The following is a 15,754-nucleotide window of genomic DNA, read 5'->3' as shown; positions in this document are numbered from 1 at the left end:
GCACCGGCGGCGGCGCTATCGCGTTGCCCCCGGTCGCGCGCAACCCCTCTGCGGAGCGCGATGCACGGTGCCATATCGTGCGCCCACGGCGCTACGCTAAAATAGCGGCCCTCTCAAAAACTACGGCGGCCGGTTGTCGCGGCCGTCGTGTCCGATGGATGTCATGGCCAAACTTCTGAACGATCAAGAATTCCAGCGTTTCTCCGAACTTCAGCAGAAGCAGGCAAGCTTCACGATCACGCCCGAAGAGGCGGACGAGCTGCGCGATATCGTCGCGCGCGCGCAGAAGAAGCGCGACGATCGTACCGCTGCAATGCAGGCGATCGAGAGCTACATCGAGCAGTTCGACATCACGCCCGACGAACTCTTCTCGCCCGAACAGATCGGCGACGCGGCCCGCACCTATGGGCTCATCACGGCGACCAAGAAGGAGCGCACGCTGCCGCCGTCGATCACGTTCAACGGCAAGCCGTACCAGTGGACCAAGACGCTTCCGGACGACGTGCGCGGCGCGCTGTTCGAAGCGTTCACGTCCGGCGAATCGGTCAAGCGCTTCATCGCAATGCCGAAGGACACCGCGCGCTGTGCGCTGACGATCGCCCGCCTCGAGCGCGAAACCGGCGCCGTCTATGCCGATCCGCACCTCGAGGAACTCGCGATTTCTCGCGATCAGGTGAACGACGCAGCGTCGAAACTTGCTGCCTGAATGTCGCCACGGGCACGGTTCATGCGTGCCCGCACCCCGCGTAACGCCGGCCCAGGCCGGCGTTGCGCTTGCGGGAGACGTGCATCCGCACGCTCCCGAAAAGCCTCACCTTTGCGTCCCGCAAGCACTCACCTGACCCTCCCGAATAAGCTCACCCAGGCTCCTGGAGACCCTCACCCAAGCGTCCCGGATGTCCTCACCGACGCTTCCCGCAGATCCTCACCCATGTGCCCCGGAAAGGCTCACCGGCGGCTCCCGCAGGTGCTCACCGGCCATTCCCGGGAAGGCTCACCGAGTGTTCCTGTATCGGCTCACCAAGCGCTCCCGTATCGACTCACCCCAACCTTCCCGGAGAAGCTCACCGACAGCTCCCGAAAAGTCTCACCTTTTGGGGAAGTTCGAATTTTCGAAGGTGGAATGCGGCGGTAAATGCGTGACGACACCTTGTCTGAAACAGCGGCGCGGAGCGTATATCGCGGCAAGCGGTACGCGTCTCGCGGTGCCGGATCGGTGCCATTTGCGCGTCGATATTTCCGCTGCGAACAGGCGCCGACACTTTCTCGGTTGCTTCGCTCGCGACGCAGGTTCGAATGCTCTGCATTCCTGACCGGCAACATGCCGAACGTGCCGGGAGGCCGGAGACATCCACCGCATGCAACGTCTCCGCGTGTCGGGCCGCCGACAGACGCTACGGCTGCAACTTCATCCTGAAGCCCACGACGCCAGGCTCCTCCGTCGTCGACACCGCAAACCCGCACGCCTTCGCCAGCGAGATCATCGCCGTGTTCTCGCGCAGCGCCTCGCCGATCATCCAGGCGGTTCCGCGCGAGCGCGCGTAATCGATGATGCGGGTCATCAGCAGCCGGCCAAGCCCCTTGCCCTTCTGATCGGGTCGTACCGCGATCGCGAACTCCGCCGCCTCGTTGTCGGGATCGGCCACCGCGCGCACCACCGCGAGCGTGTGGTCGCGGCCCGACACATCGGTGAACGACACGATGAAGGCCATCTCACGGTCGTAATCGATCTGCGTCATGCGCGCGACCTGCGAATGATCGAAGCTGCGCACCGCGCCGAAGAAACGCATCCGCAGATCTTCCGGCGTCATCGCGCCGAGCAGTTCGTTGTGCGCGGCCTCGTCTTCCGGACGGATCGGGCGGATCGTCACCGTCTCGCCGCGCCACTCGAGCGTCTGCTCGAGGTGGCGTGGATACGGCATGATCGCGAGCCGGCTGCGCCCCGCTGCCAGCGTGATGCGCGGCGCGATCACGTGCGCGCGGTCGGACAGCACGCGCAGCGTGACCGACATCGCAACGACTTCACGCACGTCGCAGACGACCTGCGACAGCGCCGTCAACGCATCGAGCGTCGGCTCGATGGGTGTGCTGCGCGCATACGGCGAGCGTTCCATCACCGCACGGGCAAGCACGGTGTTCAGCGGCGGCAGGCCATAGACGACGAACGGCGCCGATACGCCGTCCGCGGGCGGCACGGCATAGCGAAACACCGGGCCGAAGTTCGAATCGTCGTACATGTCGACGGTGACATCGACGACTTTCTTTCCGGCCGGCTCGACGGCAGGCTCGCCCTGCAGGCCAAAATGAGACAGCCAGCGCAGCGCGGCTTCGCCGGTCAGTTCATGCTGGCCGGCTTCGACCCTCCGGCGCGCATCGGCCTGCGCGGATGCCACGCACTCGGCCGGCTGCAGCGGCGTACCCTCGGGCGTTTGCATCAGCAGTTGCCGCCCGAGGTTGTAGTCGACGAGACGCGCATACGCGCGCGCGAGCCGCTGCGGCGTGGTGTGCACCGGAATGCCGTTCGCGTGCAGCGCATCGCGCGTCGCCGCGTCGACCGCGCCGAAGAAACACGCGAGGATGCCGCGATGCGCGTACTGCCGTGATTCGATCAGCGTATGCGCAACCGCATCGGCCGGCGCGCTGTGGGAAGTCGAATGGACGACGAACAGCGTGCCCGTTTGCGGGAACGGCGCGAGCGCCTTGACCGCCGCGGCGAAATGCTCGGGGCGCGCATCGTCGCCCAGCGTCAGCGGATTGGCGGGCGATGCGAGATGCGGCAGCGCCGCCGACACCGCAGATGTTGCCGCGGGCGACCAGTCGGTCAGCACATCGCGCACTTCGGCCACCGCATCGACCGCGAGTTTCGCGACACCCGCATCGCTCGTCACGAGCGTGGCCGCGCCGCGCGCCGTGACGCGGCCGACGCCGAGCGTCTCGATCTCGTCGAGCAGATCGTCGAGCGCATCCACCCGCACCATCCCCGCGCGCTGGAACGCCGCCGTATAGAGCGCGTCGCCGGGATCGGCGCGGCCGGTGCGCAATGCGAGCACCGGCTTGTTGCGTGCGGCCGCGCGCGCGGCCGACATGAACTTGCGCGCGGCGCGCACGGTATCGAGTTCGAGCAGGATCGCGCGCGTGCCGGGATCGCTCGCGAGATAGTCGAGCACGTCGCCCGCATCGACGTCGGACTCGCCGCCGAGCGCGACGACGTGCGAAAAGCCGAGGCCCCGTGCATCGGCCCAGCCGAGCACCGCGTTCGTCAGCGCGTTCGATTGCGACACCCATGCGACGCCGCCGGATCGCGCCGTATAGGCCGGCGCGCCGAAATGCGCGTGCCGTGCAGGCGACAGCACGCCGAGGCTGCCCGGCCCGACGATACGGAGCACGAACGGCTTCGCCGCCTTCAGCGTGCGATCGAGCGCGGCGCGATCGGCATCGGTACGCGCCTCGCCGACGATCACCGCAACGCGCGTGCCAAGCTCGCCGAGCTTGCGCACGATGCCGGCCCAGGTCGCGGGCGGCGTGCAGATCACGGCCACCGACGGCGGCGCGGGCAACCGGTCGACATCGGCAACGACCGGATGCCCGTGCAGCTCACGATACTTCGGATTGACGGGCCACACGGGCCCCTCGAATGCACCGTCGAGCACGCGCGACCACACCATCGCGCCGATACTGCCCGCGCGCGACGACGCACCGACGACCGCAACGGACTTGGGCTGGAACAACGCATCGAGATGGCGAACGGTCACATCGGCTCCCTGCGGTAACGAAAGACGACCCGATCGGCATGCGGCACGGACAGGCCATACGCCGATCGACGCGAACCCCAAGCATAGGCGAAGCGCATGCGGCTGCCTATATGCCGAACGGCCGACTGTTCGACCCACGTCAACGCTCGCATCATGGGCCTGCAACACCAGCACGGAAGCCATCGCCGCGCGCCGGCCGAGCCCCTCCGCTCGGCGCGCAAGGTGCAGGCGTGCAGCGCGACGCTGCGTCCGCTTCGTCAAAGGTGAGGATTTACAGGAGCCAGGGTGAGACTCTTCGGGAATTGCGCGGCGCCACGCGCCAACATGCGAACGGTGATCGGATTTCGCAGCATGCGTGCACCACGAGAATGGCGCAAGCCAATGCGCATGCGCTGCGCAATTGCGCGGCTGTTTACCGGAATTCACCGCGATATCCCGTCGAATCGCAGCGAATTCGCAAAACGGGATCCGTTAATTGCGCGGCGTCGCGGTTCAATACGCCGTCGGGAATCGCGCCGGAAATGCGCAAAAACAAAACGGTGCGACGGCCGCATGGCCGTTCGCACCGTCAGTCAGTACGCGAAAGGTGAGGTTTTTCGGGAGTCAGTCCTTGATCAGGAAACGCTCGCGATTCTTGCCGAGCCAGGTCGGCGAGCGCCCGCGGCCACTCCAGGTTTCACCCGTCTTCGGATTCAAATATTTGGGCGGCGACACACGCTTCGGCTTGGCTGCGCCAGCGGCCGCGCCCACCGGACGAAACCCGAGTTCTTCCGGCGTAATGTCGTATTCCTCGATTTTCGCGCGGATATCGGCAATCGCATCGGCAATCGCCTTTTCGCGTTCCTTGTCGATCTTTTGCTGAAGCCGTTCGAGCTGCGCGGTCAGTTGCCTGTAGGTCGCCATATGGATGGGACTCCGTGAGTGTTATTCGTGAAAAATAGATGACGCTCAGCCAACAGAAAAACACTTCGCCCGATCGTGACCGCCTCAGCCGGTTATCTCGGGATCAATAACCGCTCTTTTTCTTGCACGCGAAGAGAAGATTTCGCGTGGCGTCATCTCTCGATTGCTGAATCACTTCGAAATCGCCGTTGCAGATCGCCCGCGCGTTGTCGGTGCAATTGCTCCAGTCGCTACCGGTGCATTGCACCTGAGTAGTCGGACGCCCGTCCGAAGTGAACAGCGGCGCGCTGCCGCCACACCCGCCGAGCCCTGCAACCAGAGCCAACACAACGGCCGCCCGAGGCCACCGACAGACCGACGCAAGCATGTGTTTCATTGTGGTTCCCGTCAACCTTTTTTTGAATGCCGCGAGTATGCCATGCGCGACCCTTCGGCCGTCAGTTCGGCGTACGGCCGGGTTGCCCGCGCGCCTTGTACGGCAAGCGCTTGCGTGGATCGTCGGTGATGCGAACGAACACCTGCTCGACGTCCGGAAGCGCCTCGAGTTCGCGCTGCAACGCCGGCTGATCGAACGCCGTATCCGCACATCCTTCGACGTAAATGAAACGTCGCTGCACGGTGATCCACAGGCTCGTGCCATGCAGCCGATCGGAGCCGGCGAAGTGCGCCTTCACGGCATCGGCGATCGGTGCGTCATACATATAGGAATTCGGCTTCGTGCAGCGATGCGCAAGCCAGCAGGTGGTGCCGCGTTCGGCGCGGTAATGCGCGTCGTCCGTCATCTCGGCCCGGGTCATCCATGGGCCGAGCGGCAACGGGCATTCGGCCACGTCCCGCGACAGCGCGATGAACGGATCGTTGTACCAGTTGCGCCGCGCCTCGGGTGCATCGGTGTCGCCGGACTGCGCGAACGCGGCGGTCGCCAGCCACATGGTCAGCCACCCTGCGATGCCGATCCGTTTCATCGTGATCTCCTGTTGTTCGATGCTTCACGTCCGAGCGCGCCGGCTTGGCCGTCTGGCTTACCGGTCGATGCCCAGCGCCGCCAGTTTCTTGTACAGCGTCGCGCGGCCGATCCCGATGCGCGCGGCCGCTTCCACCACCTTCCCGTCGCAGGCCGCCAGCGCATCGATCAGGAACTGGCGCTCCCACGCCGCCAATGCATCGGCATACGAAGCGGCCGGCACAGCAGGCCGCTCGCCCGCGCGCGGTTCGACCGGTGCCACGGCCAGCGGCTGCGCCGGCACGGCACCGTCCGTCGAGACGCGCACCGGCCCAAGGAACGGCGCGAGCGCGCGCGCATCGATCACCGACCGGTCCGACAGCATCAGCGCGCGTTCGAGCGTGTTGCGCAACTCGCGCACGTTGCCCGGCCACGGATACGCACACAGCATCCGCAGCGCATCGTCGGTCAGCTCGCAATGGGCGGCGCGCCCGTGCTGCGCGGCCAGTTCCTCGAGCGTCGCGTAGACGAGCGCCGCGATGTCGGACGCGCGCTCGCGCAGCGGCGGCGCGTGGATCGTCAGCACGTTCAGCCGGTAATAGAGATCCGCGCGAAAACGCCCGGCCGCGACCAGCGCCGGCAGGTCGGCGCTCGTGGCCGCGATGATCCGGACGTCGGCGCGCACGATCCGGTTCGAGCCGACCGGCTCGAATTCCTTGTCCTGCAGCACGCGCAGCAGCTTGCCCTGCAGCGGCAGCGGCATGTCGCCGATCTCGTCGAGAAACAGCGTGCCGCGATCGGCCAGCTCGAACTTGCCGATGCGCCCCTTGCGATCGGCGCCCGTGTACGCGCCAGGTGCCGCGCCGAAGAATTCGGTTTCGAGCAGCGTGTCGGGAATCGCGGCGACGTTGACGGTCACGAGCGGCTGGAGCGCGCGCGCCGACGCCGCGTGAATCGCATGCGCAAGCAGTTCCTTGCCGGTGCCCGTCTCGCCGAGCAGCAGCACCGGCGAATCGACCTGCGCGGCGCGGCGCGCCTGACGCTTGGTTTCGAGGCTCGCGGCGCTCGTGCCGACGAAGCTCGCGAACGTGTATTTCGCGCGGCGCGCCTGCGCGAGCGAACGCTGCGTCGCGATCAACTGCTGCTGAAGCTGGGCGTAGCGGGAAAAGATCGGCGTAAGCGTCTTCAACTGGTCGAACAGCGCAAAGCCGATCGCGCCGACCGTCTCGCCGGCCTCGTTCTTCAGCGGCAGGCGCGTGACGACGAGCGGCTCGCGGCCCGTCTCCATGATGTCGAGCAGGATCGGCTGCCCGGTCGACACGACCTCGCGCATCAGGCTGTTCGGGATCACGGCCTCGCAGTCGAGGCCGACGGCCTGCTGCGGATCGGCAAAACCGAAGCGCGCCGCGTACCGCTCGTTCATCCACACCACACGCGCATCGCGATCGACGACCACCGTGCCCGCGCTCGAATCCTCGAAGGTCCGGAACAGCGACTCGGCGGCGCGCCGCAGCACGTCGCCGTAGTTGACGGGCAGGCGGGCCCAGTCATTCATCATCGTGTCGTCGTCTCCGTGTATTCTGGGCCGGCTGTCTCCGGAACGAGACGGATTATCTCACTCTGGAGACACGCCGCAATGCGTTGTCCGGGAAAGCCCTGCCCGATTCCATGGGCTGGCCGAACGGCCATTTCGTCTCCGGATGGAGACGTTTTATGTAGAATCCTCAGACAACGACCGGCGCGGGCCCGCCAGTCTCCGGCGGACCCATGTCCGGCGGTGCAATCCGGCCGATGGCACGAAACCTGCACGAACCTGAGCCGGTCCGCGGCGCGTCCCGCGATCGAACAACAACCAAAGCCATTAGGAGACTCCCTTGTCTTTCGTGATCGTCCTCGCCGCGCTGGCGTTCCTGATGTTCGCCGCGTATCGCGGCTACAGCGTGATCCTGTTCGCGCCGATCGCCGCGCTCGGCGCGGTGCTCCTGACCGAACCCGCCGCCGTCGCGCCGGTCTTCTCCGGCATCTTCATGGAGAAGATGGTCGGCTTCGTCAAACTGTATTTCCCGGTGTTCATGCTCGGCGCAGTGTTCGGCAAGGTGATCGAACTCTCCGGGTTCTCCGAGTCGATCGTCCATGCGGCGATCCGCTACATCGGCCGCTCGCGTGCGAATGCGGTGATCGTCGCGGTGTGCGCGCTGCTCACCTATGGCGGCGTTTCGCTGTTCGTCGTGGTGTTCGCGGTCTATCCGTTCGCAGCCGAACTCTATCGCCAGAGCAACATCCCGAAACGGCTGATGCCCGGCGCGATCGCGCTCGGCGCGTTCTCGTTCACGATGGATTCGCTGCCCGGCACGCCGCAGATCCAGAACATCATCCCGACCACGTTCTTCAAGACGACCGCCTGGGCCGCGCCGGTGCTCGGCACGATCGGCTCGCTGTTCATCATCGTCGTCGGCCTCACGTATCTCGAATGGCGCCGCCGTTCGGCGATGGCGAAGGGTGAAGGCTACGGCACGTCGCTCGTCAACGAGCCGGAGCGCGTCGAGACCACGTCGCTGCCGCATCCGGCGCTCGCGATCCTGCCGCTGATCCTGGTCGGCGTGTCGAACTTCGCGTTCACGAAGCTGATTCCGCAGTGGTACGGCGCCGCGTCGTACACGGTCGCGCCGGACGTGCTGCCCGGCGTGCACGCGCCGGTCACGACGTCGATCAAGACGGTCGTCGCGATCTGGTCGGTCGAGGCCGCGCTGCTGCTCGGCATCGTGCTGGTCGTGCTGACCGCATTCAAGCGCGTGAGCGGGCGCTTCGCGGCCGGTTCGAAGGCTGCCGTCGCCGGTGCGCTGCTCGCCGCGATGAACACCGCGTCGGAATACGGCTTCGGCGGCGTGATCGCCGCGCTGCCGGGCTTCCTCGTCGTCAGCGATGCGCTGAAGAGCATCCCGAACCCGCTCGTCAACGCGGCCGTGTCGGTCAGCTCGCTCGCCGGTATCACGGGCTCGGCATCGGGCGGCATGAGCATCGCGCTCGCCGCGATGTCGGACCTGTTCATCAAGGGTGCGCAGGCCGCCAATATCCCGCTGGACGTGCTGCACCGGGTGGTCGCGATGGCCAGCGGCGGCATGGACACGCTGCCGCACAACGGCGCGGTGATCACGCTGCTCGCGGTCACGGGCCTCACGCACCGCGAGTCGTATCGCGACATCTTCGCGGTGACGATCATCAAGACGCTCGCGGTGTTCTTCGTGATCGCCGTGTATTACACGACGGGGCTCGTGTAACACCCCGCGGCGGCCCGTCTCCGGGCCGCCGCCCGCCGGCCGCGTCGATGCGGCCGGCCGCGCCTCCACCCATCCCCCCTTTCTGCCACACGCCGCCCACGCGCGCTCGCCGGCTCACGCATTGTTACCCGCAGCAGAACACTACGTTGGTCGCAGCGGCATTTTTCGCGCGTCGGGCGAGGCCTACACTGCTTTCAACGGTGACCGCATGCAATCGGCGCCGTCGAAAACCTGGAGGTATCCGCTCATGAACCCGCTCATCCGCACCATCGCCGTCGCCGCCGTCTTCGCCGCGCCCCTCGCCGCGCAGGCGCAAGCCAGCCAGCCGCTCACGCGCGCCGAAGTTCATGCCGAAGTGGTTGCACTGAGAAAGGCCGGCTTCCAGCCGAGCGACTGGTTCTACCCGGCCAGCATTCAGGCGGCCGAAGCGAAGATCGCGCGGCAGCAGGGTGCGCCGCGGGCCGCGGGCGCCGGCTACGGCAATCGCGGCACGTACTCCACGGGCCAATAGTCCGGTTTCGAATCCGCCGGCCGTGCGCGCATCACCGCCGCGTTCGCGGCTCGCGCGGCACGCACCGCACCGTCCGCTCAGCGTGGCTCGATGCTCGCTTTCGCGTAGGACTCGCGTTCCAGTTCGAGTATTTCCGCGCTCAGCTGCAGGTGCGTGCCGGGCGGCGCAACGACGTGCCGCTTCAGTTCCGTCAGTACCTGCTCCGACAATTCACGTTTGACGTCGGTCGTCCGGCCGCTCAGCACCGCGAGCGTCGCGTGGACGAACGCGCGCGGCGCCGGCGACGTGCCGACCGCGAATGTATCGAACCGCAGCGCGCGGCTCTTGATGTCGAGCTCGTTGAAATGACCGGACGCGGCGAGCGCGGCATTGAGCGCGCGCAAGGTCGCGGCGCCGTCGAACCCGTCGAGGTTCGCGGAATATTCGAGCGTCAGGTGGGGCATGGTGTCGGTGGCCTCGTGGGTATCGGGACAAGCGCCGGAAGGCATCCCGACAGCCCACGCAGTGCCACCGGATCTATGCCTTGACCGGCTGGATCAGGCGCGCGCAGGCACTTGCCTGCGGATCGCCGGCGGGCAGTTTCCCACAGATGCCGTCGAACTGCTTCGCGATCGATTTGACCGATGCATCGTGTGCGCCGCTGGCGCGCCACTGGTTCAACTGCGTGACGACCTTGGTCAGCGCGCGCAGGTTCGCGCCGTAGAACGCGTCGCGCGTCTTGTCGGCCTGCGCGAGCACGCTCGCGGCAATCCCTTCGATGCGCGCCGAATCGTCCGGCGCCAGTTGGACCGCATTCGCAAAATAGGTCGCGCCCCAGCGCAGCTTCGTCGCCGGCCCGCTCGCCGAGTCATAGGCCTTGCGGTACCAGTCGAGCGCCGCGGCCTTGTCGCCGCGCGCCTTCGCATTCGCAGCCAGCCCGGACATGAAGTAGTACGGCGTGGACGAGCGCGTCAGCTCGGTCTTCAGCAATGCATCCGACTCGTCGTACAGCCCCGCGTCGGTCAGCGTGTCGGCCCCTTCGCTGACGAGCGCCTGCCGCTCGTAGGCATTCGCGGCGCCCTGCACCGACGCGGCGATCTGCTTGCGCGCCGTGTCGGCCAGCGCCGGCGCGGCCAGCGGTGCCCCCTTGCGTGCATCGCCGCGCGCGAGCAGCACGCGGCCGTGCAGCGCCATCAGTCGGTCGATCGACGACAGCGTGGTATCGGTCGACAGGCGCGCGAGGGCCGTGTCATACGCGCCGCGCAATTTCGCGCGCTGCGCGTCGTCGCCGCCGAGATACGCGACCACGCGCGCGGGCGCCGCAACCAGCACGTCCGAGTCGGCGCGCGACAACACCGGATCCTGCAGCACCGTGCGCAACGAATCGGTAAGCGCCGCCTTGTCGAGCGCGCCGGCCTGCGCCGGATCGTCGGACGCGGCGACCACGGCCGACTTCAGCGCGAAACGCGCCGATTCGGCCTTCGCGCCGGCCGCGCGTGCGCGTTGCGCGAGCGACTGCAGCGTCTCGGCGACGCGATCGGCCGCCACCGGCAGCGCGCCGTCGGTATCCCACGAATAGTCGGCCAGCAGGCGCCATTCGTCCGGCGTCAGCGACGCACCATTCTTCAGCGCGGTCGCGAGCGTCTGCCGCACCGGATGCGCGGCCGTCATCCCGAGCGACAGCGCCTGCATGTAGCGATCGAGATCGGCTTCGCCCGGCAGCCGCGTCACTTCGGTGCCGTCGGGACGGAACAGGATCATCGTCGGATAACCGTGCACCTTGAAACGCTCGCCGAGCTTCTGCGCGCTTTCGGTATCGCCGTCGAGATACACGGGCACGAAGAACGACGAGCGCGTCTTGAATGCCTGCTGGCTGAAGATCGTCGACTTCACCTGGTTGCACGACGGGCACCACACCGCGCCCCAGTAAAGCAGCAGCGGCTTGCCGGTGCGCTTCGCCAGCGCGAAGGCGGCGTCGACGTCGCCGTGCTGCCACGCGATGCCGGGCGGCAGGTGCGCGCCATCAGGCGCGGCGCTCGCCGCCGGGGCGCCCGTGGGCGTGGCAGCGGCAAGCGCCGCACCCGCGGCGGCGAACAGGCAGGCGGCAGTCAGATTCCGGAGAGCAGTTTTCATCGAAGCGGGTCCGTTGAAAGAGACGGTTGCGGGAAGGTGCGGCGCGCGAAGCGATGGCTGGGAAGTCACAGCCATGAAGCGATGACGATGAAGCCTGCCGACGTGCAACGCCGCGCATGATCGTTTCGGAAAAACGCACGCCGGCCGAGGCGGCCGGCAAATCCTTCGACGATACGACGGGCACAGCCGGCAGAAAACGAACGAATTCTCGAATGAATATGACATGCGGCATCGCGGCCGCGCGTGCTGTCAGATAAGCGTCGGCCGAGCCTTCACTGCCGCGGCTTGATCCGCGCCATGCGATACACGGACGCATGCGCGCCATCGCGCAATGCATAGCCCGGCGATTCACCTTCGACCCGGAAGCCATGCTTCTCGTAGAGCGCGACGGCCGCAAGGTTGTCGGTGAACACGGTCAGCTCGAGGCGCGTGATGTTCAGCCAGTTTTCCGCGAGATCGATCGCGGCCGCGAGCAACCGGCTGCCGACGCCGCGCCCGTGGTGCGTCGCGTCGACCATCATGCCGAGCCCTGCCGCATGGCGACGGCGCGGATTCTGTTCGGGATGCAGGCCGAGATGGCCGACCACCACGCCGTCGATTTCGGCGACGAGGCTCACGCCATGCTCGCGCACGCCGTCGAGCCGCTTCTGCCATTTCTCGAGCGACGGAAACGGATGCTGCAACGTATTCGCGTACACCGCGGGATGCGCGGCGATTTGCCGGATCGCGTCGACGTCGTGCGCCTCGCTGTGCCGGATCGTGATGTCGGTCATGGGTGGGCCGGTTCCGAAAAGTCGCGCCAGTCGCGCGGGCTGCGACACGTGCGCAGCAACGTGTCGAGCTTATCCGATTTCACGCATTTGAAACATGGGCGTCATGCGATGCCGTTGCACCCGCAACGATGCGCGAGTACCCCCTCCATCGCGAACCGGAAAAATATGACCGATTTCTCACGCCCCGATCGGTAATTCCTGACCCATTCCGTCGCGCACCGCTTCCCGATTAATCGTTGCGCACACAACGTCATACGCACGACATGCGATGTCATGTCTTCATCACGTCGACGTCACGCCGCCTCCCTAGACTGGGCGCCGCCCAACCCGGCATGTGCCGGGCCGGTGTGTGCCGGCGTCCCGGCCGCGCATCACGAGCGCGCGTTGCACGGGATCGCGGCGACGGCCAACGCATCCGCGCGACACCACGCATCGCGCGATGCACGCACCTCCGCCACGCGCGGCCGATGCACTCGAACGCACGCGCCGCGCGAATCGTCCCAGGGGGGGCGATGCACGGGCGCCGCCAGACGAAGTCACGAACGCTCCCATCATCACAGGACCCGAACGCCATGACGTCACGCCGCAAATTCCTTCACCAAACCGCCACTTCCGGTCTCGCCGCCGCCGCGCTGTCCGCGTTTCCGCCGAGCATCCGCCGCGCGCTCGCGATTCCCGCGTTTCACGAAACGGGGACCATCCAGGATGTGAAGCACGTCGTGCTGCTGATGATGGAGAACCGCGCATTCGACAGCTACTTCGGCACGTTCAAGGGCGTGCGCGGCTACGGCGACCGCTTCGCGGTGCCGTCGCCGAACGGCCGCGACGTGTTCCACCAGACGTACACGAAAGCGACGCCCGCCACCACCGTCACGCCGTATCACCTCGACGCGAGCCAGGGCAACGCGCAGCGCGCGGGCGGCACGCCGCACACGTGGGCCGATGCGCAGGCCGCGTGGGACCACGGCCGGATGAACCGCTGGCCCGACGCGAAGACGCCGCTGTCGATGGGCTACTACGACGCGGCGGAAGTACCGTTCCAGCGCGCGCTCGCCGATGCGTTCACGCTGTGCGACCACTATCACTGCGGGATGCACACGGGCACGATCGCGAACCGCCTGTTCTACTGGAGCGGCACCAACGGCCCGAACGGCATCAGCCCGGCCGACGGCAGCCGCGTGAAGATCGCCGCGCTGAACAACCAGTTCAACGGCGGCAACGACATCGGCCCGTCGAGCCAGGGCTGGACCTGGACCACCTACGCCGACCGGCTGCAGCAGGCCGGCGTGCACTGGAAGGTCTACCAGAGCCTGATCGACAACTTCGGCTGCAACGAGATGATGAGCTTCCGCCACTGGCGCGCGGCGATCGAGCAGATGCCGCCCGCGCGCCGGCCCGCGTACGTCGCGTCGACCGACATCACGCAGCCCGTGACGGCGGCCGGCGCGTTCTACGATCCGGCGATCGACGATCCGCTGAGCCCGCTGGCGAAGGGGTTCGGCAACACGATGCCGTACGGCTTCCTCGAATCGTTCCGCGACGACATCCGCAACGGCGCGCTGCCCGAGGTGTCGTGGATCATCCCGCCGTCCGTGTACAGCGAACATCCGGGGCCGTCGAGCCCCGCGCAGGGCGGCTGGTACGTGCAGGCCGTGCTCGATGCGCTGACGGCGAACCCGGAGGTATGGAGCAAGACCGTGCTGCTGGTGAACTACGACGAAAACGACGGCTTCTTCGACCACATGCCGTCGCCGGCCGTGCCGTCGCGCAACGCCGACGGCACGCTCGCGGGCGGCCACACGCTGCGGGATGCCGACGTCGCCGCCGAGTACCACGACTTCACGCCGGCCACGTCGAGCCAGCCGGCGACCGACGGCCGCCCGTACGGCCCGGGCCCGCGCGTGCCGATGTGGGTCGTGTCGCCGTGGAGCCGCGGCGGCTGGGTCAACTCGCAGGTGTTCGACCATACGTCGACGCTGCGCTTCCTCGAACAGCGCTTCGGCGTCGCGGAGCCGCAGATCAGCGCGTACCGCCGCGCGGTGTGCGGCGACCTGACGAGCGCGTTCAACTTCCGCTCGCCGAACCACGAACCGCTGCCGACGCTGGCGGGCCATACGACGAAAAGCCAGGTCGACGCGCTGAGCGCCGCGCAACAGGCCGCGCCGAAGATCGTGCCGCCGGCCGCGCCGTCGCTGCCCGCCCAGGCGACCGGCGTGCGCCCGTCGCGCGCGCTGCCTTACGAACTGCATGCCAGCGCGCGTACCGATGCCGGCACCGGCGCGGTCACGCTGAAGTTCGCGAACACGGGCCGCGCCGCCGCCGTGTTTCACGTCTATGACAAGTTGCACCTCGACCGCCTGCCGCGGCGCTACGTCGTCGAACCGGGCAAGACGCTGCACGGCGACTGGGCCGCGCGCGCCGACAGCGGCGGTAAATATGACCTGTGGGTGCTGGGCCCGAACGGCTATCACCGCCGCTTCACCGGCGACCTCAGCCGCCTGGCCGGTGCATACGCGCCGCAGCCGGAAGTGCGCGTCGGCTATGCGGGCGCGAGCGGCAACCTCCACCTGAAGCTGCGCAACCACGGCGGCGGGACGGTACGCTTCACCGTGAAGTCGAACCAGGTCTACGGGCCGCTGTCCGGCCATGGCGCGCACGACGATCGCGGTCGTGGCCACGGCCACGAGGACGGCAACAGCCAGGGTCATGGCCACGGTACCGGCACCACGTGGACGGTCACGGTGCGCGCCGGCGACCAGGCCGAGCTGCACTGGCAGCTCGACTCGACCGGCCACTGGTACGACTTCATCGTCACCGCGGACAGCGACGCGAGTTTCTCGCGCCGCGTCGCCGGCCGCGTCGAAACCGGCCGCCACTCGGTCAGCGACCCGGCGATGGGGCTCGCCGACCGCTTCTGATGCCGCCGCGGCGACCCGCGCTGCGCCGCGTGTCGCCGCCCGGGCCGGCCCGGCCGCGAACGGCGGTCAGGCGCCGGCCGCGGCTGTGCCCGATCCGGCGCAAACGCCCGCCCGGCGCGGCTCAAACATCAGATGGATCCATGGTTCAGCCCTCAATTCCCCCCAACGAAATTGCTCCGAATTGCGGCCCGTTCGCGTTAAACTGCGCCAAGCTGCATTCAACAAAGACATCTTCGCCACTACGGCATCCACGATACGAGGATAGGTTCGATGCGCACTACCGGCTCATCCGGGGCAATGACCCTGCTCACCGAACACGACCCGACCGACGGTCGCGAACTGCGCTCGCTCCGGCTCGAAGCAACCGGCGACGGCAAGAGCGTGCTGCTGATCGAGATCGACGAACGCAAGCCCGGCATCCACCGCGAAGTCCGCTACGAGATCACGCCGGCCGAACTGATCGCGGCGATCCGCTCGCACGGCGCCGAGCTCCCCGGCGAAAACCACGGCGCCGCGTCGCTCGCCCGCACCTCCTCCTGATTTCGAACGGTGAGCCGCGCGCAA

13 protein-coding genes are annotated in these 15,754 nt (G+C 67.4%); 5 read left to right on the top strand and 8 right to left on the bottom strand.

The features are described from left to right. The first annotated feature begins 154 nt into the window (after positions 1-154). Positions 155-706: a hypothetical protein gene (locus tag CFB43_RS18325; protein ID WP_039349620.1), complete on the top strand. Its 552-nt coding sequence runs from the start codon at positions 155-157 to the stop codon at positions 704-706. 688 nt (positions 707-1,394) lie between these two features. Here CFB43_RS18325 and CFB43_RS18320 read toward each other — a convergent pair. From CFB43_RS18320 to CFB43_RS18300, 5 genes are all read right to left on the bottom strand, one after another. Then, complete coding sequence (locus tag CFB43_RS18320; protein WP_089496021.1) at positions 1,395-3,752, bottom strand: GNAT family N-acetyltransferase; 2,358 nt, start codon at positions 3,750-3,752, stop codon at positions 1,395-1,397. A 603-nt stretch (positions 3,753-4,355) separates the two neighbouring features. Then, positions 4,356-4,655 (bottom strand): H-NS histone family protein, encoded by a 300-nt coding sequence (locus tag CFB43_RS18315; protein WP_089475849.1) that lies wholly within the window; start codon positions 4,653-4,655, stop codon positions 4,356-4,358. A gap of 103 nt (positions 4,656-4,758) precedes the next feature. Beyond that, positions 4,759-5,031: a hypothetical protein gene (locus CFB43_RS18310; protein ID WP_089496020.1), complete on the bottom strand. Its 273-nt coding sequence runs from the start codon at positions 5,029-5,031 to the stop codon at positions 4,759-4,761. A 61-nt stretch (positions 5,032-5,092) separates the two neighbouring features. Continuing rightward, positions 5,093-5,620 (bottom strand): BON domain-containing protein, encoded by a 528-nt coding sequence (locus tag CFB43_RS18305; RefSeq protein WP_089496019.1) that lies wholly within the window; start codon positions 5,618-5,620, stop codon positions 5,093-5,095. Between the two features lie 57 nt (positions 5,621-5,677). Then, positions 5,678-7,156 carry a sigma-54 interaction domain-containing protein gene (locus CFB43_RS18300; RefSeq protein WP_089496018.1) on the bottom strand — a complete coding sequence of 493 codons (1,479 nt, stop codon included), beginning with the start codon at positions 7,154-7,156 and terminating at the stop codon, positions 5,678-5,680. 316 nt (positions 7,157-7,472) lie between these two features. On the opposite strand from CFB43_RS18300, the gene CFB43_RS18295 reads away from it, so the two are divergent. Next, positions 7,473-8,876 (top strand): GntP family permease, encoded by a 1,404-nt coding sequence (locus CFB43_RS18295; protein WP_089428826.1) that lies wholly within the window; start codon positions 7,473-7,475, stop codon positions 8,874-8,876. Between the two features lie 247 nt (positions 8,877-9,123). Then, positions 9,124-9,387, top strand: a complete 264-nt coding sequence (locus tag CFB43_RS18290; RefSeq protein WP_089496017.1) for a DUF4148 domain-containing protein — start codon at positions 9,124-9,126, stop codon at positions 9,385-9,387. 77 nt (positions 9,388-9,464) lie between these two features. Here the strand turns inward: CFB43_RS18290 and CFB43_RS18285 are convergent, their stop codons facing one another. The 3 genes from CFB43_RS18285 to CFB43_RS18275 all read right to left on the bottom strand — a co-directional run bounded on the left by CFB43_RS18285 (position 9,465) and on the right by CFB43_RS18275 (position 12,272). Continuing rightward, positions 9,465-9,830 (bottom strand): 5-carboxymethyl-2-hydroxymuconate Delta-isomerase, encoded by a 366-nt coding sequence (locus CFB43_RS18285; RefSeq protein WP_089496016.1) that lies wholly within the window; start codon positions 9,828-9,830, stop codon positions 9,465-9,467. A gap of 73 nt (positions 9,831-9,903) precedes the next feature. Then, entirely contained in the window at positions 9,904-11,499 is a 1,596-nt protein-coding gene (locus CFB43_RS18280; RefSeq protein ID WP_089496015.1) for a thioredoxin family protein, read from the bottom strand. Between the two features lie 272 nt (positions 11,500-11,771). Further along, positions 11,772-12,272 carry a GNAT family N-acetyltransferase gene (locus tag CFB43_RS18275; protein WP_089496014.1) on the bottom strand — a complete coding sequence of 167 codons (501 nt, stop codon included), beginning with the start codon at positions 12,270-12,272 and terminating at the stop codon, positions 11,772-11,774. 572 nt (positions 12,273-12,844) lie between these two features. Here CFB43_RS18275 and CFB43_RS18270 point away from each other — a divergent pair. Together CFB43_RS18270 and CFB43_RS18265 are read left to right on the top strand one after the other, a co-directional pair. Continuing rightward, the gene (locus CFB43_RS18270; protein ID WP_089496013.1) at positions 12,845-15,190 is read left to right on the top strand and encodes a phosphocholine-specific phospholipase C; all 2,346 of its coding nucleotides are present in this window, start codon (positions 12,845-12,847) and stop codon (positions 15,188-15,190) included. Between the two features lie 270 nt (positions 15,191-15,460). Further along, positions 15,461-15,730 carry a hypothetical protein gene (locus tag CFB43_RS18265; RefSeq protein ID WP_039349596.1) on the top strand — a complete coding sequence of 90 codons (270 nt, stop codon included), beginning with the start codon at positions 15,461-15,463 and terminating at the stop codon, positions 15,728-15,730. Positions 15,731-15,754: the final 24 nt, after the last annotated feature.

The organism is Burkholderia sp. AU15512, assembly GCF_002223325.1.
Taxonomy (GTDB): Bacteria; Pseudomonadota; Gammaproteobacteria; order Burkholderiales; family Burkholderiaceae; genus Burkholderia.
The sequence above is the reverse complement of the archived record's forward strand: the minus strand, read 5'-3'. Positions and strand labels throughout refer to the sequence as shown.